Below are 21,497 nucleotides of genomic sequence, written 5' to 3'. Positions count from 1 at the left end.
GGGAGCGAAAAGTGGACAATCAATCATGGTCCGGTTTAACGCTCCCACTATTTTACTACAATGAAGATGCAATGGATTCGTCTATGAAATCGTATCCCAGCCCATACCACATATGTGGACCGTCGAAGGTGCGGTGGCGCACATGGCCGGCTTTGCCGAACAGGGAGTAGATTCTCTGGATTTTGTGGAACTGGCTGATGGGATCATCAATGCCTTTTGGCCCGTTCAGCACATCCTGGAGTCCATTTTCAAAGAACGCGGGCCGGGGAGCAATGAGAGAGGCGATGTCACACAGATCGAAATCACGCCACAGTCCGGGAACGAAATTGCAGGGGCATAAATGGGTTTCCAGGATACTTTCTTTTGCACTGTGTAAGTACCCGCTGATCACTGCAAGGCGGATTCGGTCGTCCATGGCGGCAAGCCACATGGTATAGAGACCGCCCCCGGAAAAGCCGCAGCAGCCGAGTCTCTCTGAATCGATCGTGGGAAGTGTCTCTGTATAATCGACGAGCCGCATCAGATCCCACAGGGCGAGACCGGCAAAGGTAAGTCCCAGGGCTTCCGCGGTCATGGTCAGATTTTTACAGGAAGAGCCAAGAGGATTCGGTAAGACATCGCCCAGGAAGGTACGATCCTCCATGGATACCGGCTCTAAGCGTTCTCCATATCCCGGGGGATCGGGGCAGAATACGGTATAGCCCATTTTGACCAGCTGAAGGCCGTAACTCTCCTTGGGATCGGCCGCCAGCTTTTCCCTGACTCCGGGAGCGGTGAGAACGCCGGCCACACTTTCCTTGCTGGCGCCGTGGGCCGGAATAGCGATCATGGCCTTATGGGGCCGGGAATCCGAAAGCCCGTTTGGAACCAGCATGTAAAAAGGCATGAAAACATCCGGCAGAGTCTGTATTTTCAGTTTATACCGGGTATATCCGTCCTCCTGAAAGGTACTTATGAGCTCTGCTTCCCTGCTGTACGGAGCAGAATCGGCAATAAACTGCTCCAGACGTGAAAGGCCGAGTAATTCCCGGAGACGGTCTCTGGATTTGTCCTTCCAGATTAGAAAGGAAGCGGCATCCGCTGCGGTGCAGGCGTATTTGGGAGGGGCGGATTCATAGATCTGCCGAAAAAATTGTTTATAAGAGTAAGTCATAATGATACCCCGCTTTCATAATAATGGTATTCGTGCTGCCATTTTCATTATAAAAGAAGATTCGGGAGCCTGAAAGTATAAAAACAGGGGATTGCGGCCGGGATTAGTTTTTGTAACAGAAAGAAACAGGAAGACTCCTGAAAAATGTGCATGGAAACCTAAAAAAAGCGGCACTCAAATTTTCAGGATATGGCTTATACTGACAGTAAAAAGAGAGAAGACAGTCAAAGGAGAGATGATATGGAAACATTTTATTCAGTAAAAGATTTTGGCGCGGCGGGGGACGGAAAAAGTCTGGACACGGAAGCGATTCAGGCGGCAATCAATCGGTGCAGCCAGGAGGGCGGCGGGTACGTTCTGCTGGAAAAGGGCGAATTCATCTCCGGAACATTGTATATGAAGTCGGGCGTCTATTTGATCGTGACGGCGTCGGCAAAGCTGACAGCAAGCGGTTCCATTGCCGCGTACGGGACGGACACTCATTACAACCGCTATGTCAACGAGCATGACATGGACCGCTGTTTCATCTACGCGGAGGAGGCGGAGAATTTCGGAATCATGGGGGAGGGGATCATCGACGGAAATGCGGAAAGCTTTCCGAATGAAGGAAGCATTTACCGGCCCATGATGATTCGTTTCCTGAGATGCCGCGATGTGAAGCTGAAGGGGATAAAGCTCTATCAGTCCGCCGCATGGACAACCGCATTTCTGGATAGTGAAAACATCTGGGTGGAAGATTTGGAGATCTGCAACGATAGGAGATACAATGGAGACGGCCTCGATTTCGACGGATGCAGAAATGTCTTTGTGGCACGGTGCAGGATATCCGGTACGGATGACAATCTCTGCCTTCAGGCGGGCAGCAGGGAGTACCCCGTGGAAAATGTCCACATATCGGACTGCCATTTTACCTCCATCTGTGCGGGAATCCGGATCGGCCTCAAATCCATCGGGGATATCCGAAATGTGACGGTCTCCGGCTGTACCTTCCAGAATGTATGGCGGGAGGGAATTAAGATCGAGTGCACCGAGGGCGGAAATATCTCGGATATCTGCATTCAGGGAAACATCATGCACAATGTGAGCAGGCCCGTCTTCATTCTGTTGAACAACCGCATGGAGGAGATCGGTTCCTCTGTGGAACTGAAGGAAATGCCGGAAATCGGAACGCTTAGGAGGGTAACCATTTCCGGGCTGACTGCAAGGGACGATGAAGAAATGGAAAAGATTCACTACCGTTTCCAGGACGATGTCATGGGGAGACCGGAATTCGGTGGAATCCGGGTGGATGCGAATAAGGATCATCCGATTGAAAATCTGGTGTTCCAGAACATCGACTATACGGCGATCGGAGGAGTCCGGCTGGATGAGATTCCGGAGGGATATCCGGAAGTACCGGACTATAAGGCGGGAGATACGGCAAAGTATAACAAGACAGGTGATAAGTCCGGTATCGGGCTGGATACGGGCAAAACGGAAGCCGCAGTGAGTGAAAACTATTATCCGGATTGGAGCCGGACCACCCATCTGGATATCCGGAATGTGAAAAATCTTATTCTGGCGCAGGTCATTCTTTCAACGGTGCATGAGGATGAACGGCCGAAGTATCTGGTGGAAGGATGCAGATGTCTGAAGGAAGAGATTTATGATTTGGATTAAATCTGTTTCATACGCAGTGCAGAGAATTTTCCGGGGCCGCTTGTAAACAATCAGCTCTGGCTTCAAAATCGGTGTAGCAGGCAAGAACCACCTGCATCAATTTGTTCCAGCACATCGTAATAAGCATCCTTGGTTTCCTCAATCTTTTTTTCAACACTGATACACTTATAAGCAGATAAAAAACAACTGGGCAATTACATTTGTGCAAGGGCAGAAATGCCATCCACGTTTTTAACTAACCGAACAGCTCGGACAATAAAACCGGCAGAATGCATCCCTCTCCGGGAGCAAGCCGGTGGCAAGGTCTAAAGTTGAGCGATTTCCAGGTTCATCAGCGCCTGCTGCCGGAACGCCGCGTATTCCTCTGCGAGATTCTGAAGTGGTGTTTTCCCGGCGGCATCGGTCCACAGGGTCATTTTCATATCCATTCCTTTGGCCTTCTTTTTCGTTGTCCAGATTCCGATCACCTCCCCACGGTATACAACCGCTCCCGGGTTGGTCACAAGCTTCCAGATCTGTTTCTGAAGTGTTTTATCGGGTTGAAGGATCGCGCGGTCACGCTGGTCCAGGTAAGGATCGTGCCCTCCGAGAAGCAGGAGGTCCCTCTGCAAATCTTCCGGGTGATTCCTGGTAAAAGAGGCCGGAGCAAAGAGGCGTTCCCTGTCCTCTGACAGGATAAATGCCTTTTTTCCGAAGACTGTGACAGGCTCCATTTCTTCTGAAATGGTGTTCCACATACGCCGCGCCTGTTTGCCGGAGCAGCCCAGCCAGCTTGCAAACATATCGGCGGTCGCCGGTCCATAGCAATGCAGGTATTTTCGAACCAGCTTCTTTTCCGCATCACGATCCGGGGGGATAGGGCTGCCTGTCCAGTTTTTAAATGAGGTAAACGTCGGGCTGATCCCATCCCGTTTTCCGAATACGACGAGCCCGTGAAACGCACACGGCCGAAGCAGAAAGGAGACAACGGCTCCGCCGACAGTCTGGACATCGGGGCTGCCGTACATGGAGGGCTTATTCCATAGCTCCCGTTTTTGGATGGGAATCAGAGGCGTCATCCACCCGGCCAGAGTCTGATCAAGGGCGCTCTTGCTGACGATGACGTGATCGTCCAGCTGTGGAATTACCTGCTTCAGTATTTCGAGCAGGCTGTCAAAATCCATCTGCAGGAAGTCGAGGGCCAGCGCGATTCCCTGCGTGTAAATCCATGGCTCCGGTTCATCCGGTATGAGCGCAGACAGAAAAGCATTGCTCTCCGAAACCGGAAACACGACCGGCGTGCCCCGGTAGCTCCATGCCTGCAGGAGCGTTTTCTGTTCATACAGCAGGTGTTCCATATCCGATAAGGTACAGTCCGGCACCCGGTTAAAGAGTGCGGTTTCCCATGCTCCGGGCGGCGTGTTCTGCATACCGCACGCACCGGCCAGCCTGTCTGTTTCCGATTTCGAGTACACGGAATCCAGGTGATGGGAGCGAAGCCTGAAAATTCTGATCTGTTCAATACTCGGTTCTGTCATGGCTTTTTTCCTTTCCTTTCTTTATCCTTATAATACGTTAGAGGGAGGAAAAAAGCAAGGTGAGGACAAAAAGTCAAAATCAGAACCTGTGAGTGAAGAATAAGGGAAAGGATGTATAAAAAGTGTACTCAATAGTTAAAAAATGCAGTTTCTTTTCCCTTCTCCTTCTGCTATTTTAATGATGAACCCAATGTTACACAAAAGCGGTGAACTCCCGGCAGAGACTTGGGCCGGAGCCGCAAAACAGAATGAGAACAGGAGAGAATAGTATGATAAGTCTGCAGGATAACGCCTGGATCGATGAGGCGGCAGAAAAAATTGTGAAAAAAATGGATCTGGTCAGTGAGCGGTCAAGGAATAAGATTCCCTACACGGCCAAAAACGGTGTTCATGATGACAGAAGCAGGGAAGATCAGACATTTTCAGCGGATGATGGGCTGAACTGGTGGTGCAACGGATTCTGGGCGGGCATGCTCTGGCAGATGTACCATGCGGCGGGAAATGAGAAGTATGCGGAAATCGCCCGGATTTCGGAGGAGAAGCTGGACCGGTGTTTCAGCGATTATTACGGGCTGCATCATGACGTCGGCTTCATGTTCCTGCCGAGCGCAGTGGCGGATTACCGTCTGACAGGGAACCCGGATTCGAGGAAACGGGGGCTGCACGCTGCCAATCTTCTGGCAGGCCGGTTCAATCCGGTGGGGAAATTTATCCGTGCCTGGAATGACATTCCGGGCAGCCAGGATGATACGAGAGGCTGGGCGATTATTGACTGCTTGTTTAATATTCCACTGCTGTATTGGGCCAGTGAAGAAACGAAGGATCCAAGGTTTGGGCAGATAGCCAGAATGCACGCAGATACGGTTATGGAAACGTTTGTGAGACCGGATGGCTCGGTACGCCACATTGTGGAATTCGATCCGTTTACAGGGGAAATGGTGCGGGATTACGGCGGCCAGGGATATGGCCAGGGCTCTTCCTGGACGAGGGGGCAGACGTGGGGACTGTACGGCTTCCTCATGAGCTACCGCCATACCGGAAAGCAGGAATACTTAGATACCGCGAAACGGATTGCCCATTATTTTATCGCCAATATCCCCGAAGACGGCCTGATTCCGGTGGATTTCAGGCAGCCTGCAGCGCCTTTGTGGTATGACGATACGGCCGCTGCGATCGCCGCCTGCGGCCTGCTGGAGATTGCAAAAGAAGTGGGAGACTTAGAAAAAGAGCTGTACGAGAGGGCCGCCCTTAAGCTTCTGCATGCATTATGCCGGGAACACTGTGATTTCAGCATGGACAGCGACTGCTTCCTGACAAAATGCACCGGTTCCTATCATAATGAAAAGGATCATGAAATGCCGATTATTTACGGGGACTATTTCTTTATAGAGGCAATGCTTAAGCTGAAGGGGCAGGACGTATTTCTGTGGTAGCAGGAGAGACACCATGGCAAACAAATCGGAGCAAATAAAAATTCTGGTCTCCATACCAGACGGAGAGGTGCGGGACAGCTTTTTTTCTGAAGAGCTGAGAGCACGTCTGGAGCGGCTGGGCTGTGTGGAATGGAACGCAAACGCAGAGCAGTACGGTGAAGAAGAACTGGCGGAGAAACTGAGAGGAGTCGATATATGTATCAGCGGCTGGGGGAATACGCCTTTTCATGAGAAGACATTGAAATATGCGGACAAACTGAAGCTGATCGCCCATATTGGCGGATCCGTGCGTCCTATGGTGGGAGACACGGCATTTGAGAGGGGGATCCGGGTCTGCAGCGGCAACCGGGTCTTCGCGGAGAGTGTGGCGGAAGGCGTCCTCGCTTATATGCTCTGCTCCCTAAGAAGAATCGGTGAGTATGAGGCCCGCATGGCTGCCGGTGAATGGCCTTCTCTTATCGGAACGCGGGGCCTTTTGGGCCGCAGCGTAGGGCTGGTGGGATACGGGATGATCGCGGAGTATCTCGTGAAATTTCTAAAGCCGTTCGGATGCAGGATCATGGTCTCATCCCGTCATATTTCTGCGGAAGAACTTGCTGAGGCAGGCATCGAGGCGGCGGCAGCGGAAGAAATCTTCCGAACCTGTGATATCGTTTCGCTTCACAGCAGTCTGACAGCGAGGACGAAGCACAGCATAGGGGCAGACCTTTTAAACAGCATGAAAGACGGCGCGCTGCTGGTCAATACGGCACGCGGCGCGCTGATCGATGAGGAGGCGCTGGTCTTAGTACTGCAGAAGAGACCGGTATGGGCGGCGCTTGACGTATTTGAAACAGAGCCGCTTCCCATGGACTCTCCGCTTCGGGAGTGTGAGAGAGTCCTTTTAATGCCTCATGCGGCGGGGCCTACGGCAGACAGACGGTATGTAGTCACCAGCCATGTGCTTGATGACATTGGGCGTTTCCTGAACGGGGAGCCGCTGGACTGCGAAATCGACTTTGCGAGAGCAGGGACGATGACGACAGTCGTGTAGAGAACGATAGAAGAGGGACTCAGAATCATCTTTTGACAGAGAGGATTCTGAGTCCTGATTTTTATCTTTTATTTCATCCGCTTCTCCAACACCGTAATCCCCTGATACAAAATTGCCGAAACAATACAAAGAATAACGATCGACATGACTACCAAATCCATCTTGAAGACCTGGCTGCCATAAATGATCAAATATCCAAGTCCCTTATTTGCCGCCAAAAATTCGCCGATTATAACGCCGACGAGGCAGAGTCCGATGTTTACCTTCATATTGCTGATAATCAGAGGCACGGAGCCGGGCAGCAGGACCTTAGTGAGTACATCTTTTTTGGTTCCGCCGAGGGAATAGATGAGCTTGATCTTATCCGGGTCTGTCTGCATGAAACCGGTGTGAAGCGTCATGATACAGCCAAAGACGGCCACAGAGATAGCGGCCACGATAATAGTCTTTATGTTGTTGCCCAGCCATACGATCAGGATTGGGGCCAGAGCCGATTTCGGAAGGCTGTTGAGCATGACGAGATAAGGCTCTAAAACCTCGGATACACTGCGGCTGGACCATAACAGAATCGCGGTCGCAAGACCGACCACGACGACGAGAGCAAAGCTTACCAGTGTTTCCATAACTGTGACGCCGGTATGGAGAAAGATTGTGCCATCCTTCACCATGCTTATAAAACAAATGGTCATTCTGGAGGGAGAACTGAAGATGAAATCATTGATAATGCCCAGTCTTGCGCACAGCTCCCACAGAGCGAGAAGGAGCACCAGCAGCATGATGCGCAGAATCCGGACATTCCGGCGGTGTAGCATTTCTTTAGCGATGAATTCCTGTTGTGCCAGTGTTGGATGTGTCTCAATCATGGGTCTGCAGCTCCTTCCATACCTGATTAAAATAAGTGGAGAATTCCGGAGTATTCCGGCGTTCCAACGGCCTTACATAGCCCTCTCCAAAGGAAACAGGGACGATGCCCTTCATTCTTCCCGGCCTGCTTGTCAGAATGATGACCCTGTCGGCGACACTGATGGCCTCCGATAAGTCATGAGTGATCAGAATGGCTGTCTTATGGGTACTTTTTATGATCGAACTGATATCATCGCAGACGGCCAGTCTCGTCTGGTAATCCAGAGCGGAAAATGGTTCGTCTAATAAAAGAAGGTCCGGTTCCAGGGCCAGTGTACGGACGAGAGCCGCACGCTGCCTCATACCTCCGGACAGCTCAGACGGACGGGCGTTTTTAAAAGCCTCAAGTCCGTAAGTATTTAACATCTCGTGTAATTTCTTTTTGGAACTGTCGTTCAGTTTCTTCTGAATCTCCAGCCCTAATTCGGCGTTGCTTAAGATGGTACGCCATTCGAATAAATGGTCCCGCTGCAGCATATATCCGATGCCCGCACCGGAATTTGTACGCGGGACTCCGTCAATGATAATTTCTCCTTCATCCGGTTCGATAAGACCGGATAACATGGACAGCAGGGTGGATTTACCACAGCCGGATGGCCCGACGATGGCAATGAATTCCCCGTTATCTACCGTAAATGATATATTGGAAAGGGCCAGAGTCTCACCCTCGAGGGAATGATAGGAGTAGCTGACCCCACAAACTTCCAGTTTTGGCTTCATGGGTCCTCCTTGTATAACAGATTTATCTGATATAGTGTTATGATATGTACAAAGTCCGGGAAGTTGCAAGTACGGAACAGAAGTTTGGAAGCGGGGTCAAAAAGGATCAGAGCAAAAGAGATGAAAAAGATAATTTAAAATAATAAGTAAATAATGCTAAAAAAGATTCAAAAAACATAGAAAAAGCTAGAAATATCAAAATCAATAAAATAAAAAAGCCTATATTAGTTTTAAAAAATAATTATATGACATACTGGGTCAACAATATAATTGTTCAAAATACACAAAAATACACTTGAAATATTAGGGAAATAAGCAATATCAATTTCATATCCTCTTCTTTATAATAATTATAAAAAATAATTAATTAAAATGAAAAAGAAAAGGGGAGGATGCCTTGTTTAAAAGAAGAACATACCTGGCAGTCTTTGCAGCAGTGGTTATGATATTTATTTTAGCAAAGCAGTTAAACGAAGAAAAGGCACCGCTTACCATAAATGGCGATCCGGTATCCGAAGAGGAGCTGGCTTTCCATGACGGCAGTCTGGAGCGCACAGTGCGGTCCAGGGAAATATGGAGCTGGGCGGCAGAAGGAGGTATGGCTGATGAGTTTTCCTATGATGATTTGATACAGTCATTGGAAAATGAAAATAGAGAGAGAAAGAAGCTTCAGTCTGAAGGCGGGGTCCTGTATGGCCCGGTTGAATATACGCCGCTTCAGTATTACCGCAGACTTACGGGGGAGCGGGAACGGATGCTGCGCACCCGCATTCTGGAGGAAATGGATTCATCTGAGCTGATCCGCTATTACGAAACTCATCAGGAAAATTATATGGACGTGGACACGATCGAAGCAGAATATACCATTCGGCAGGAGGGACGCACCATATACGAAGGAAATGTGGTTCTGGAGGCAGAAAGTATGCGTGGGCTATCGGAATCGGATGAAGAACTGGCAGAACATCTTCTGCAGTTGGAGGAAGGAGGACAGTATCGCTGGACTGGAAAAAATGGGGAAGACAAGCTGTTACATTGTGTCAGGAGAGAAAAGGGAAGAGTCATTCCATTTGAGGAAGTGGCAGGAGCGGTTGCGGATCAGTACGCCGCGGAACGGTTTGAACTGGAATTGACAAAGCGGATTGCGGACTGCAAAGTCAGTGACCGGAGGCAAAAATGAATAGCAGGAGGATGGATATGAGGTATACAGGGAGAAGAGTTTGCTGCGCACTGCTCAGTGCAGTGCTGATCACCGGGGGACTGCCGGGCGGTACAGGCGCCGCTGGATTTCCAGGGCGCATGACGGCCAGGGCGGCAGTTGTAACAGAGCGTCTTAAGGACGGAAAAGCAACTCCGTCAGAAGCGGGAGAAGCCACTCCGTCAGAGGCAGAGAAGGCCACCCCGTCAACAGCCATGAGGGCGGAGGCCATGACGCTTTCCCGAATTCTGATGGAAGAGACGTTTGACAACGGTGATGGCTGGAACGTCAATAACACGGCCGTGGTAACTTTCACCGGAGGGCAGGGTGTGATAAAGGGTGGCGGGCCCAATAACCGTATGGGGTCGAAGATGAAGATCCCGGCGAACGATTTTCTGTTGGAAGCGGATTTGATGATCGGAGGCGGAAATACGAACTGCAATGCGAAATTCGGATTTAAGGCGGCGGAAGGCTATGACGGGGACCGGCTGCAGCTGCGTTTTGATTTCCCGAGGAACCTGGTGTACCTGGAGAAAAATGGAGGAACCGTATATAATTCTGTTCATTTTCCGGCCTTAAATCAGGGAAAGTACCAGCTTGCCATAAAAGTAAGCGGAGGAAAGATTACCGCATACCTGGACGGTGAGGAAATCATTACAGCGGAGAATGATGAAATTGCGGAAATGGAGCAGGGCTATATCGTAATCGCGGGCCAGTATCCGGCCCAGGATTTTGCTGTGGACAATCTCGTGGTTTCCACAGATGAAGCGCCGCAGGGAGAAGAGTATACCGTCACTCTAAAAACAGTGACCGACGGAGTGGATGACCCGGCTGGAACAACCCGCGGCGGAACGCTGACAGCGGACCGGCAGACCGGCTACTCAGGGGATACGATCACACTGCAGGCAAAAGCGAAACACGGGTATGTATTTGATCATTACGCATCCTGGGGACAGGATGGGACACCGACGGACGGGCTGATGCCCATTATTAACCACAAGTTCCAGTTAAATGAAAAGTTTGGAAATGTGACGGTTGCTGCCTATTTTAAGACACGGGAGCCGGGAAAAGACGAGATTTTCTTCGATGACTTCGGAGCGGCGCTGAATGAAGACGGGCAGTATGGTTTCATCAAAGACGCAGATCGCGCAAAAATCACAGATGAGGAACTGATTCTGGATGCTCAGGCTGGAGAAGCCAACTGTGTTCTGGTGGATCCAGGCGTGTTCGATCAGCTGGCGAAAGGCGACGGCTACCGGATTTCCGTGGATGTACGCAGGGCCGGAGCCAACAACGGAACTCTCCAGATCGCCTTTGCAGGAAATGGAAAAGCGTTTGATGAACGTTATGTATTGGCGGTAAATTCCCAGGGAAGCGCCATGTTCCGAAGGTTTCAGGACGGTAAGAACGATGAATTGAAGAAATGTGCATTTCAGCTGACCAGTGCATTTTCCCATGTGGAGATCGAGGTAAATGACGGGAAAGCCGTACTTCTAATTGACGGAACAGAAAAAATGGTGTTGGAAGATAACAGTGGCGAATGGTCAGGCATGGCTCCCGGAGCGGGACTGTTTAATATGAGCGCCGGAGCACCGGTGATTTTTGACAACCTGATGATTGAACGGATTCTTCAGAAAAAAGATGTGGAAGTGGTTTCCGTTTACCAGGGTGAGGTGGATTCTGCATATAAAACAGGAGCGGCATCTGCAAATGTGAGTGAAGCCTCGGAGGGAGAGCAGATTACGCTGTCTTCTGTGGCCAAGGCGGGGTATCGTCTGAAGGAGTATCAGGTAGAGGGGGCCCCGGATGTCGGGGTGATTGGTGATACGCTTACCGTGCCGGCCGGGGATTACCAGACTCTGAGAATTATGGCGGTGTTTGAAGAAGATACGTTAAGGAATCCGCAGACCTTCTATATTGATTCAGAAACGGGAGATGATACCGCTGCAGGAATTTCTGAAGCGGAAGCATGGAAAACCCTCGGAAAAATGAAACAGTACGGCACCTTTGTTCCCGGTGACCAGATCCTTTTAAAACGCGGCAGCGTGTTCCGGGAGCAGCAGCTGGTATTTAACGGCATGGGCAGCGAAGCGGCGCCGATTATAATTGGCGCTTATGGTGAGGGAGAGCTGCCACGCCTTGACGGAGGAGGAGCGGTGGAAAATGTAATCTCTCTGTTTAATCAGGAGTACATAACCATATCTGATTTGGAAATTACCAACCTCTCTGCTGGATATCAGACTGATTTCGGGCTAAACAACAGCAATAACCGGTCAAAGGCTCTGAGGGCTGTAAACGTGTCCATCAAGGATTTCGGAACGGCGTCCGGTATATCGATTACGGACTGCTACATTCACGATATCAACGGCAATATTAACCTTAAATGGAACGGAGGTATTTTCTTCGATGTACAGGCGGATATCCGGGGCGGAAAGCTGACCGGAGTTCCGAGCAGATACGACGATGTGCTGATCGCCGGCTGTACCTTTGAACGTGTGGACAGATCGGGAATCAAGCTTGTCAGCTCTTCCTGGTGTAACCAGTGGGAGAAGAATTCTCCGGGAGTTCCGGTGAATTGGTATCCTTCCACCAATGTGGTGGTGAGAAACAATTATATGGAAAAGATCGGCGGCGACGGAATTACAGTGCGGGATACCGATGGGGCCCTGATTGAACACAATCTGGTGCGCGACTGCCGTTTCCAGAACACGGGCTATAATGTAGGAATCTGGCCATTTGAGGCGGCTAATACGGTGATTCAGTATAATGAAGCCTATGATACGCACAGTGTACAGGACGGCCAGGGGCTGGACTGCGATCACGCCTCCTCCAATTCTATCATGCAGTACAATTACAGCCATAATAATGAAGGCGGTTTTATGCTGATCATGGGAGGTTATCCCCACACGGGGGCTACAATCCGTTACAATATCAGCCAGAATGACAGGGACAAGGCCTTCGAGTTTGCCCAGGGATGTCCGAATGGAACGATGATCTACCAGAACACCATTTACTCGGACCGCACCATACCTAAAGGCGTTTTCTATCTGTCCAACACAGGCGCCGGTTTGGGCGTGAATGAAATCTATGCGTTCAACAATGTCTTCCAATATCCGGAGGGACAGGTATTCTACGGTGAAAGCGGAGATACGGCGAAACTGAAAGACCATTTAAAACTGTATAACAACGCTTATATAGGAGGAATGGAGGCACCGGCCGGAGATTCCAAGGCAATAAAAGCCGATGCGGCCGGGATGAAGGCCCCGGGCACTGCGCCGGAAATCAATCAGACGCAGCAGCCTGTGACAGGAAGTTCAGGCAAACTGGACGGCTATCAGCTGACCGAAGGTTCCATGCTGATTGACGCTGGCGTGACAATGGAAGAAGCGCTGATGTATTTCGGAGGCGGAGAACCGGTAGATGGAAGAGAGTATTCTCCGAGGGAACTATACGAGGAAGCCAAGAGCGGCAGAAGTATTGACTATGTGGTGGGGACGAATTTTCCGAAGATAGACGGCGCGGAATATAACAGGGATTTCTTTGGAAATGAGAACCTTGCCGGGCAGCGGCCGGATATCGGAGCGATGGAGTTTGGCGGAAAGACGCCGGGGAATCCGGATAACCCGGACAACCCAGATAACCCGGATAATCCAAGCAACCCGGATAAACCAGATAACCCAGGCAACCCGGATAATCCAAGCAACCCGGACAGTCCAGGTAACCCGGACAATCCAAGCAACCCGGATAATCCAAGCAACCCAGATAATCCGGACAACCCCAGCCCCCCAGCCCCTCCCTCCTCTGACAACGATTCCACCACCACCTCAGAGACCGGGAAAAATTCATCAAATTCCATTCCGGAATCGACAGGAAGCTGGACAAAATCGGAGCGCGGATGGAGCTTCTGTCACCCGGATGGAACGCCTTACCAGTCGGAGTGGATTTACAAAGGAAAGCAGTGGTACTGGGTCGGTGAAAACGGAATGATGGCGGAAGACTGGAAGTATATCGGCGGCTCGTGGTACTATTTCATGCCCCAGTCCGGGGCCCTGGCAACCGGCTGGATCAAGGCTGGAGAGCAATGGTACTATCTGGATGAAGACGGCCGCATGCTGGCAGACACGGTAACACCGGATGGATACCGTTTGGACAATACAGGAGCCTGGATCACAGAAAGCAGGTAACAGAATAGCAAAACCAGAATAGCAAAACCAAAATAGCAAAATCAATCCCCCAATCCCCGCGTAACGTTACCCGTCCCGCGGGGATTCCTGACAGATTTTATACTGCTTTCTTAAGAATGCTTAAGGATACGTCCGGGTAATGGAAAATAAAAGACAGCCGGGTTATAATTACCTCGGAGGTGCCGTGATGAAGAAAATACTATTTGCAGACGACGATCCTGAGATAAGAGAGGTTGTAAGAATATTACTGACGAGAGAGGGCTATGAGGTGGTGGAGGCCGTCAATGGAATCGAGGCGGTTGAAAAGGCGGATCACACGATTGATTTAATCATTCTGGACGTGATGATGCCGGGATGCTCCGGTGTGGAGGCGTGCGGGGAGATCAGAAAGAAATCATCGGCCCCCATCCTGTTTCTGACGGCCAAATCCAAGGACCGGGACAAGGAAGAGGGATTTGCGGCAGGAGGAGACGACTATCTGGTGAAGCCATTTTCCAGTGTGGAGTTAAAGGCCAGAGTCAATGCCATGCTGCGCCGCTACTGTGTATATAAAGGAAAGAAAGGAACGGAGAGAGAGGTGATCAGCCTGCCGGGGCTGGAAATCTTCGCAGATACGGAGGAGGTCAACAAGAACGGGGAACGGGTTCTGCTGACCGATATCGAGTACCGAATCCTGCTCCTTCTGGCAGAGAATCGAAAGAAGACGTATACCACACAGGACATTTATGAGGCGGTCTGGAATGAGCCGTTTCTATTTTCGTCGAACAACACCGTGATGGTCCATATCCGGAATCTGAGAAAAAAGCTGGAGGATGATCCCCAGAATCCGCGCTGCATCCGGAATGTGTGGGGAAAGGGGTACCGCATTGATTAAACGGCCCGGCAGAAAACAGAAAATATCATGGAAAAACAGACTTTGGGCGGAGCTAATGGCCTCGGTGGCCATCGCCATGGCGGCATCATTTCTTCTCTATATGGGAATACATACGACCGCCTATGACTGGATTGACAGGACGCAGAATACTCAGGAAGCCTATGTGCAGCAGAAGGTGCGGACAGAGGAAGCGCTGCAGCAGTATATTAAGGATAAGAACATCGCTCTCTCCGATTTGAGTCCTTTGGACGAGTGGGTCGAAAGGGAGGCGTATGTGGCGATGGTCATTTACCGTTTCGGGCGTGTAATCTATTCCTCGTATCCCTTCGATGTGGAAGATGTGATCGTTTCAGAAGAGGATGCGGCTGAGACGGAGGTCATGCCGGTGTCGGACGACAGCGCGTATACTTTTACTTTTGCAGACGGAACGGCGTCTGTGCTTTTGATGCCGTTCTATGAATACCGCTATTACCAGTGGGCGGACCGGATCTCTGTGATCTGTGGATTCCTGCTCTTTATTACCGTATTTCTGCATCTGATACAGAAAAAGACTTCCTACATCGAACTCCTGAAGAAGGAGCTTCAGATTCTGGAGGGCGGCCAGATGGAGTACGCTGTCTCCGTCAGGGGAAGCGACGAGCTGGGGGAACTGGCTGAAGGGATCAACCGGATGCGGATTTCCATCCTGGAGCGGGAGCAGAAGGAGGCGGAGGCCAGACAGGCCAATCAGGAACTGGTGACTGCCATGTCTCACGACCTGCGCTCCCCTCTCACGTCTCTGCTGGGATATCTGGAGCTGCTGGATGAGGAGGAGACGGAGGACGCCGCCCAGCAGAAGCATTTCATTGCTACCAGCCGGAAGAAGGCCATGCAGATCAAGGAGATGTCAGACCGTCTGTTTGAATATTTTCTTGTGTACGGCAGGGAGGAAAAACCGGCCATGGAGCCGGTGGACGGGTCGGCACTGTTCCAGCAGACGGTGGGAGAGAGCGCATTTGCACTGGAGGGCCGGGGATTTACGGTGGATTTTCAAATGGAGGAGATGGATGGGATCTACTACGTTTCCGTGGATTTATTCCGCAGGGTAGTGGACAACCTCTTTTCCAACTTGACGAAGTACGCTGCCAGGGAATACCCTGTTACGATTGCCTGTGTGCAGACAAAGGGAGGTGCCCGGCTTACGATCCACAACCGGAAAAGGACGGATGGCGCCCTGGTGGAGAGTTCAGGAATCGGCCTTAAGACGTGCAGAAAGATTATGAAGGAACACGAAGGCTCCTTCGATACAACAGAAGACGAAGACGGGTTTACCGCGACGCTGTTTTTACCAAAAGCTTAGCGCCGAGGAAAGAAAAAACGCCGGCTGAAATGGCTGAAAAGTCATTTCGGCCGGTGCTTTTTTAATTCTGAAGAAAACTGAATAAGAGGCTCAGATTATGGAAAAACGCTGCCTTACACGTTATAATGCAGATGAATTTATTCTGAGAAATGAGGGATTACAATTGATGAACAGACGATTATTTGCAGCTTCGACGGCAGCCTGTATCGTGGTTACAGCGGTATATCCGATGACCTCCCTGGCTGCCGTTAATATGGATTTGAAAAAGAAAGTAGTCGGCATGGCCGGGATCATGAACGTGACTAACACGGAAAAAAATGTTACCAGGGCAGAATATGCAAAGATGGTGGTGCTGGCCTCCCCTTACGGCAGCTCGGTGCCGCCGGAAGGCAGCAGCTCCGTATTCGCGGATGTCGGAAAGGATCACGCCTACGCCTCCTATATCAAAACAGCGGTGGAAAAAGGCTATATGACGGGCTATCTGGGAGGCGTGTTTAAACCGGACCAGAACGTCACACTTCAGGACGCGGTCAGAGGCATTCTGGCACTGCTGGGGTATAAGGATGAAGATTTTGCTGGCAGCCAGGCGGGAGGAAGGATATCCCAGTACCGCTTTTTGAAGCTTGACGAGAACGTGAACCGGGAAGCGGCAGAGCTGCTGGCGAGAGGGGACTGTATCAACCTGTTTTATAATCTGTTAAAGACAAAGCCGAAAGACAGCGGCGATATTTACGGCAAACTGTTCGGATGCGAACTGACCTCCGATGGAGAGATCAATCCTTTAAAGATGGCGGACAACGGTTTGAAGGGCCCCAAACTGGTTCGCAGTAAGAGAAGCTTATCCAGCTATATTCCATTTAAGCTGGATAAGGCCAATGTGTTTATCAACGGCGAGTCCTCCACGGTCTCGGCACTGAAAGACGCAGTGGAGAGCGGCGGCGCGGTGCTGCTTTACTATCACCCGGGATCAAAGAGCATCTGGGCCTACACGGAGGATTCGTCGGACAGCAGGCGCGGAATCGTCCGTGGAACGGTCTCCAACATCTATTATACCTCCGTGGACGTGATGTCACCCAGCGCCGTGATGCTGGAGGAAAGCGGGGAGCAGTATCTGCTTACCAGTTCGGAGATGCAGTTTGCGTTCTCCATGTACGGGAACGTCCGGGTCGGGGATACGGTCACGCTGGTCTATGAAAAGACTGTGAAAGAGGACGGAACAGAAACGTACACGGTATTGGATTATTTAGAAGACTGACAGGAGAACGGCCATGAAAAACAGGAAAAAGAAGAAAACGGTAATCATTGTGGCAGCGGCGTTTGCGCTTTTGGCAGCGGCGGGAACCGCGGCCTTAAGGAATCATGGGCGGAGCGCCGGGGCGGGAAAGGGGACTGAGGCGATGACCGCGCCGGTGACGCGGCAGGACATCAGCTCCAGACTCTCCTCCTCGGGAGTGCTGAAGCCGAGGAATTCCTATCAGGTATCCTCGCTGGTGGAGGGCGAGATCACCAGCGCCGATTTCGAGGTGGGGGATCAGGTGAAAAAGGGCCAGGTGCTTTACCGGATCGATGTGAGCAACATGGAGGAGGAGATGAAGTCCGCGCAGAACTCCGTGGAAAGAGCGGCGAGGAATCTAGAAGACGCCCAGAAGGACTATTCCAGAGCCCAGGGCCGGTTTAACGACGGTGTTTTCCGCTCCGGAGACAGCGGATATATCAAAAAGATATACATAAAAGCAGGCGAGACGGTGACCAGCGGAACGAAGATTGCGGATATTGAGGACGATTCCGTTATGCGGCTGAAGGTTCCTTTCCTTTCCGCGGAAGCGGCGGCCATCGGAGCGGGAAGTGCGGCCCTTGCCACTCTGTCTTCCACGGGAGAACAGATCCCGGGAACCGTGACCGCAGTCAGCGCAAAGGATGAGACGCTGACGGGCGGCCGGATTGTGCGCTATGTGACCATTGAGGCGGCCAATCCGGGCGGTTTAACCACGGAACAGTCGGCGGCCGCGACGGTGGGCGATTACAGCAGCAGCCTGGAAGGAACCTTCAGCCCGGTAGTCGAGACGATACTGAGTGCGGATTTGCCGGACAGCGTGACTGTGGAACAGCTCCTCGTCTTAGAGGGCGATTACGCGGCAAAGGGGACTCCCATCTTCCGTTTCGACCGGGAATCGGCGGATAAGCTGATGAGAAGCTTCCGGGAGAAGCTGGACAGCGCGAAGGATGCCATGGATTCCGCCAATAATAAGATCGAGAGCACGAAGAACAGCATGAATAACTACACCATCACGGCGCCCATATCGGGAACCGTCATCCGCAAGAACATGAAGGCCGGTGACAAGATCACCAGCAAGACAAGCGGCGACGGGGCGATGGCGGTGATTTACGACCTCTCCTCCATCACATTTTCCATGTCCATCGACGAGCTGGATGTATCGAAGGTGAAGGCAGGACAGACGGTGGAAATCACGGCGGAGGCGGCCGGCGATGCGGCCTTCCAGGGGACTGTGGAAAATGTGAGCCTGGAAAGCACCAATAACAACGGAATTACCACGTACCCCGTCTCCGTAGCGGTGAAGGACCCGAAGGGACTTCTGCCGGGAATGAACGTCAACGGAAAGATCCTTCTGGAGGAATCGAAGAATGCGCTGGTCATCCCGGCCGCCAGCCTGATGAGGGGAAATGTGGTCTATGTAAAGGACCCCTCGGTGAAGGAGGCGAAGGGGGAGGTGCCCGCCGGATTCAGAGAGGTGAAGGTGGAAACGGGAATCATGAACGACGAGCAGGTGGAGGTCACATCGGGTCTTTCAGAGGGGGATGAGGTCTACCTGGTTCAGGGCTTCGACAGTGCTCCAGGCAGCGAATATATGGGAGAAGAAATGGCGTTAGAGCCATAACAGGAAAGGAGGAACGGCTATGGGCCCTTTGATTGATTTACAGGATATCTATAAAATATACGAAATGGGGGATGAGGAGGTGCGGGCCAACGACGGCATTTCCCTCTCGATCGAAAAGGGAGAGATGACAGCTATTGTGGGAAAGTCGGGAAGCGGAAAATCCACGCTGATGAACATTATCGGAGCGCTGGATGTGCCCACCAGCGGGACGTACCATCTGGAAGGCGAGAACGTTGGGGAGATGACAGACAACCAGCTGGCAGATATCCGCAACCGCCTGATCGGCTTCATCTTTCAGCAGTACAATCTGCTGACGCGCAGCACGCTTCTGGAAAATGTGGAGCTGCCGCTCATCTACGCCGGAATTGACGGAGAAGAGCGGAGGGAGCGGGCCATGGCGTCACTGAAACGGGTGGGGCTGGCGGATAAGTATAAGAATCTGCCGGGCCAGCTGTCCGGAGGCCAGCAGCAGCGTGTCTCTATCGCCAGGGCGCTGGCGGGCAGTCCCTCCCTGATCCTGGCCGATGAGCCGACCGGAGCCCTGGATTCCAGAACGAGCCGGGAAGTTCTTGACTTTTTAAAGCAGCTGAACGAAGAAGGAAATACCATCGTGATGATTACCCACGACAACTCCATTGCCCTGGAGGCAAAGCGGGTGATCCGGATTCACGACGGCAGGATTAATTTTGATGGGGATGTGAACGACTATGCGGCAGTCATTTAAGATGGCAATCAAAAATATTCTGAGCAACAAGATGCGTTCCTTCCTGACCATGCTGGGAATCATCATTGGGGTTGCTTCGGTCATCATTCTGGTGGGGCTGGTGGAAGGGCAGATGAACTACATCAGAGCCAGCTTCTCAGACATGGGGACCAATCAGCTTCAGGTACAGCTGACCAATACACCTACCAGGTCAGTCTCCCCCCAGGACTTATATGCGTTTTACGATAAAAACAGGGCATATTATAAGGAGATATCTCCGCAGGTCCCTGTGAAGGCGACGATCAAGCATAAGACTGATAAGCTGACGAAAACCAGGATTTCCGGCGTCAGCGAGCAGTTTTACGGCATTGACGCGAAAAAACTGGAGGCGGGCCGGTATATCCAGTATTCGGATATCGCGTCGAGACAGCCGGTCTGTGTGCTGGGGTACTTCACCGCCACGCGCCTGTTTGGAAGCGCTGAGGCGGCGGTAGGGGAGAGCGTGCGGTTTGACGGAAATGTGGTCAAGGTGGTGGGCGTGCTGCAGCGCCGGGACAAAGACGAGCTAAAGCAGGGCGGTCCGGATGACCGTGCTCTTCTTCCGTATACCACGGCGCTCTTAATGAATCAGAATGCCGATGTCTCCGAGTATATCGTAACGGTGGATAAGGTGGAAGAGATTGCAGCGGCCAGAATCCTTCTGACCGTATTTCTTCAGGGGCAGTATAAATCGCCGGACTATTTCTATATCGGTTCCATGAGCGAGATGTTAAAATCCATGGAGTCCACCATGTCCATGATGTCCGCCGCACTTGGAGGAATCGCGGGGATTTCCCTTCTGGTGGCAGGCGTCGGCGTGATGAACATCATGCTGGTATCGGTGACGGAGCGGACGCGGGAAATCGGAATCAGAAAATCCCTGGGAGCGAAAAAATCCGTCATTCTTCAGCAGTTTGTCATTGAGGCGGCGGTCACCAGCTCCATCGGAGGTCTGGTGGGCATCGCACTGGGGTGCGTGATCACTCCGGCCGCGGGGAGTCTGATGCATATGAAGGCGTCCGCCACACTCCCGGCTGTTCTCGTTTCCTTTGGAGTTTCCGCGGCGATCGGCCTGGTCTTTGGGTATATGCCGGCGAGGCGGGCAGCAGGTTTAAATCCTATCGATGCGCTGCGGAGTGATTAATATTAATATAGGAAGAAAAAATTGCACACAGCGGACGCAAAATGAGGCGGAAATGGCATAAATACGCCGGTTTTACGGGGAAAGTTAAAAAAGACCTTGCAATGGCTGGAAAACAGTGCTATAATCGTACCGATAACATGATAGATGACTGATAAAGAGTGGGCGAGAGTCCACTCTTTCAATTTTGTGCAGAAAGGTGGGAAGAACATGACAAAAAAAGAGACCTATGAAAAGAAAACGGAAGACTATCTGCTTCCATTGATGGAAGAATATCATTTTGAACTGGTTGATGTGGAATATGTAAAAGAGGCGGGAAACTGGTATCTGCGTGCTTATATAGATAAAGAAGGCGGAATTACGGTTGATGACTGTGAGGTCGTCAGCAGAAGGCTGGGAGAATGGCTGGACGAGAAGGATTTTATCGAGGACAGCTATATTCTGGAAGTGAGTTCACCGGGGCTGGGAAGGCCGCTTAAGAAAGATAAGGACTTCGACAGAAGCATCGGAGAAGATGTGGATATTAAATTGTACAAACCGATGAATAAACAGAAGGATTATACGGGTACTTTAAAAGCATATGATAAAAATACCGTGACTGTCACGGTGGAAGACGGGACCGAGCTTGTATTTAACCGCCCGGAGATCGCATTAATCCGGCTGGCATTTGATTTCTAAACAGTATGATGGATGAGAGTAGGAGGATA

16 protein-coding genes are annotated in these 21,497 nt (G+C 51.3%); 12 read left to right on the top strand and 4 right to left on the bottom strand.

What is annotated here, in order from left to right:
* Positions 1-55 precede the first annotated feature (55 nt).
* Positions 56-1,153, bottom strand: a complete 1,098-nt coding sequence (locus H8S75_RS12295; RefSeq protein WP_187021883.1) for an alpha/beta hydrolase family protein — start codon at positions 1,151-1,153, stop codon at positions 56-58.
* A 240-nt stretch (positions 1,154-1,393) separates the two neighbouring features.
* Here H8S75_RS12295 and H8S75_RS12290 point away from each other — a divergent pair, with 240 nt between their 5' ends.
* Complete coding sequence (locus tag H8S75_RS12290) at positions 1,394-2,812, top strand: glycoside hydrolase family 28 protein (protein ID WP_187021882.1); 1,419 nt, start codon at positions 1,394-1,396, stop codon at positions 2,810-2,812.
* Between the two features lie 305 nt (positions 2,813-3,117).
* Here H8S75_RS12290 and H8S75_RS12285 read toward each other — a convergent pair whose 3' ends face one another.
* On the bottom strand, positions 3,118-4,329 hold the full coding sequence (locus H8S75_RS12285; protein WP_187021881.1) for a winged helix DNA-binding domain-containing protein: 1,212 nt from the start codon (positions 4,327-4,329) through the stop codon (positions 3,118-3,120).
* Positions 4,330-4,598: 269 nt separating this feature from the next.
* Here H8S75_RS12285 and H8S75_RS12280 point away from each other — a divergent pair, with 269 nt between their 5' ends.
* Both H8S75_RS12280 and H8S75_RS12275 read left to right on the top strand, forming a co-directional pair.
* Positions 4,599-5,762 (top strand): glycoside hydrolase family 88 protein, encoded by a 1,164-nt coding sequence (locus H8S75_RS12280; protein ID WP_187021880.1) that lies wholly within the window; start codon positions 4,599-4,601, stop codon positions 5,760-5,762.
* Positions 5,763-5,775: 13 nt separating this feature from the next.
* The gene (locus H8S75_RS12275) at positions 5,776-6,795 is read left to right on the top strand and encodes a hydroxyacid dehydrogenase (protein WP_187021879.1); all 1,020 of its coding nucleotides are present in this window, start codon (positions 5,776-5,778) and stop codon (positions 6,793-6,795) included.
* A 68-nt stretch (positions 6,796-6,863) separates the two neighbouring features.
* On the opposite strand, the gene H8S75_RS12270 is transcribed toward H8S75_RS12275, so the two are convergent.
* Positions 6,864-7,658 (bottom strand): ABC transporter permease, encoded by a 795-nt coding sequence (locus H8S75_RS12270; RefSeq protein ID WP_055657366.1) that lies wholly within the window; start codon positions 7,656-7,658, stop codon positions 6,864-6,866.
* The gene (locus H8S75_RS12265) at positions 7,651-8,418 is read right to left on the bottom strand and encodes an ABC transporter ATP-binding protein (RefSeq protein WP_002600721.1); all 768 of its coding nucleotides are present in this window, start codon (positions 8,416-8,418) and stop codon (positions 7,651-7,653) included. The genes H8S75_RS12270 and H8S75_RS12265 overlap by 8 nt, the downstream gene beginning before the upstream one ends.
* 397 nt (positions 8,419-8,815) lie before the next feature.
* On the opposite strand from H8S75_RS12265, the gene H8S75_RS12260 reads away from it, so the two are divergent.
* From H8S75_RS12260 to rimP, 9 genes are all read left to right on the top strand, one after another.
* Positions 8,816-9,595, top strand: coding sequence for a hypothetical protein (locus H8S75_RS12260; RefSeq protein WP_187021878.1), 780 nt, complete (start codon positions 8,816-8,818; stop codon positions 9,593-9,595).
* Positions 9,596-9,612: 17 nt separating this feature from the next.
* A complete protein-coding gene (locus tag H8S75_RS12255) occupies positions 9,613-13,797 on the top strand; it encodes a right-handed parallel beta-helix repeat-containing protein (RefSeq protein ID WP_187021877.1) in 4,185 nt (1,394 codons plus the stop codon).
* Positions 13,798-13,984: 187 nt separating this feature from the next.
* Positions 13,985-14,671 (top strand): response regulator transcription factor, encoded by a 687-nt coding sequence (locus H8S75_RS12250; protein ID WP_002600717.1) that lies wholly within the window; start codon positions 13,985-13,987, stop codon positions 14,669-14,671.
* Positions 14,664-16,010 carry a HAMP domain-containing sensor histidine kinase gene (locus H8S75_RS12245; protein ID WP_187021876.1) on the top strand — a complete coding sequence of 449 codons (1,347 nt, stop codon included), beginning with the start codon at positions 14,664-14,666 and terminating at the stop codon, positions 16,008-16,010. Before H8S75_RS12250 ends, H8S75_RS12245 begins: the two co-directional genes overlap by 8 nt.
* A gap of 166 nt (positions 16,011-16,176) precedes the next feature.
* Positions 16,177-17,265 (top strand): S-layer homology domain-containing protein, encoded by a 1,089-nt coding sequence (locus H8S75_RS12240; protein ID WP_243270249.1) that lies wholly within the window; start codon positions 16,177-16,179, stop codon positions 17,263-17,265.
* A 13-nt stretch (positions 17,266-17,278) separates the two neighbouring features.
* Entirely contained in the window at positions 17,279-18,907 is a 1,629-nt protein-coding gene (locus H8S75_RS12235; protein ID WP_187021874.1) for an efflux RND transporter periplasmic adaptor subunit, read from the top strand.
* Positions 18,908-18,926: 19 nt separating this feature from the next.
* Positions 18,927-19,631: an ABC transporter ATP-binding protein gene (locus H8S75_RS12230; protein ID WP_243270248.1), complete on the top strand. Its 705-nt coding sequence runs from the start codon at positions 18,927-18,929 to the stop codon at positions 19,629-19,631.
* Positions 19,615-20,793 carry an ABC transporter permease gene (locus tag H8S75_RS12225; RefSeq protein WP_187021873.1) on the top strand — a complete coding sequence of 393 codons (1,179 nt, stop codon included), beginning with the start codon at positions 19,615-19,617 and terminating at the stop codon, positions 20,791-20,793. Before H8S75_RS12230 ends, H8S75_RS12225 begins: the two co-directional genes overlap by 17 nt.
* A 207-nt stretch (positions 20,794-21,000) precedes the next feature.
* Positions 21,001-21,468, top strand: a complete 468-nt coding sequence (gene rimP / locus H8S75_RS12220) for a ribosome maturation factor RimP (RefSeq protein ID WP_002600711.1) — start codon at positions 21,001-21,003, stop codon at positions 21,466-21,468.
* Positions 21,469-21,497: the final 29 nt, after the last annotated feature.

This window comes from Hungatella hominis (genome assembly GCF_014288005.1).
GTDB lineage: Bacteria > Bacillota > Clostridia > Lachnospirales > Lachnospiraceae > Hungatella > Hungatella effluvii.
Note: the sequence above shows the minus strand (reverse complement) of the source record. Positions and strands in the feature narration are given on the sequence as shown.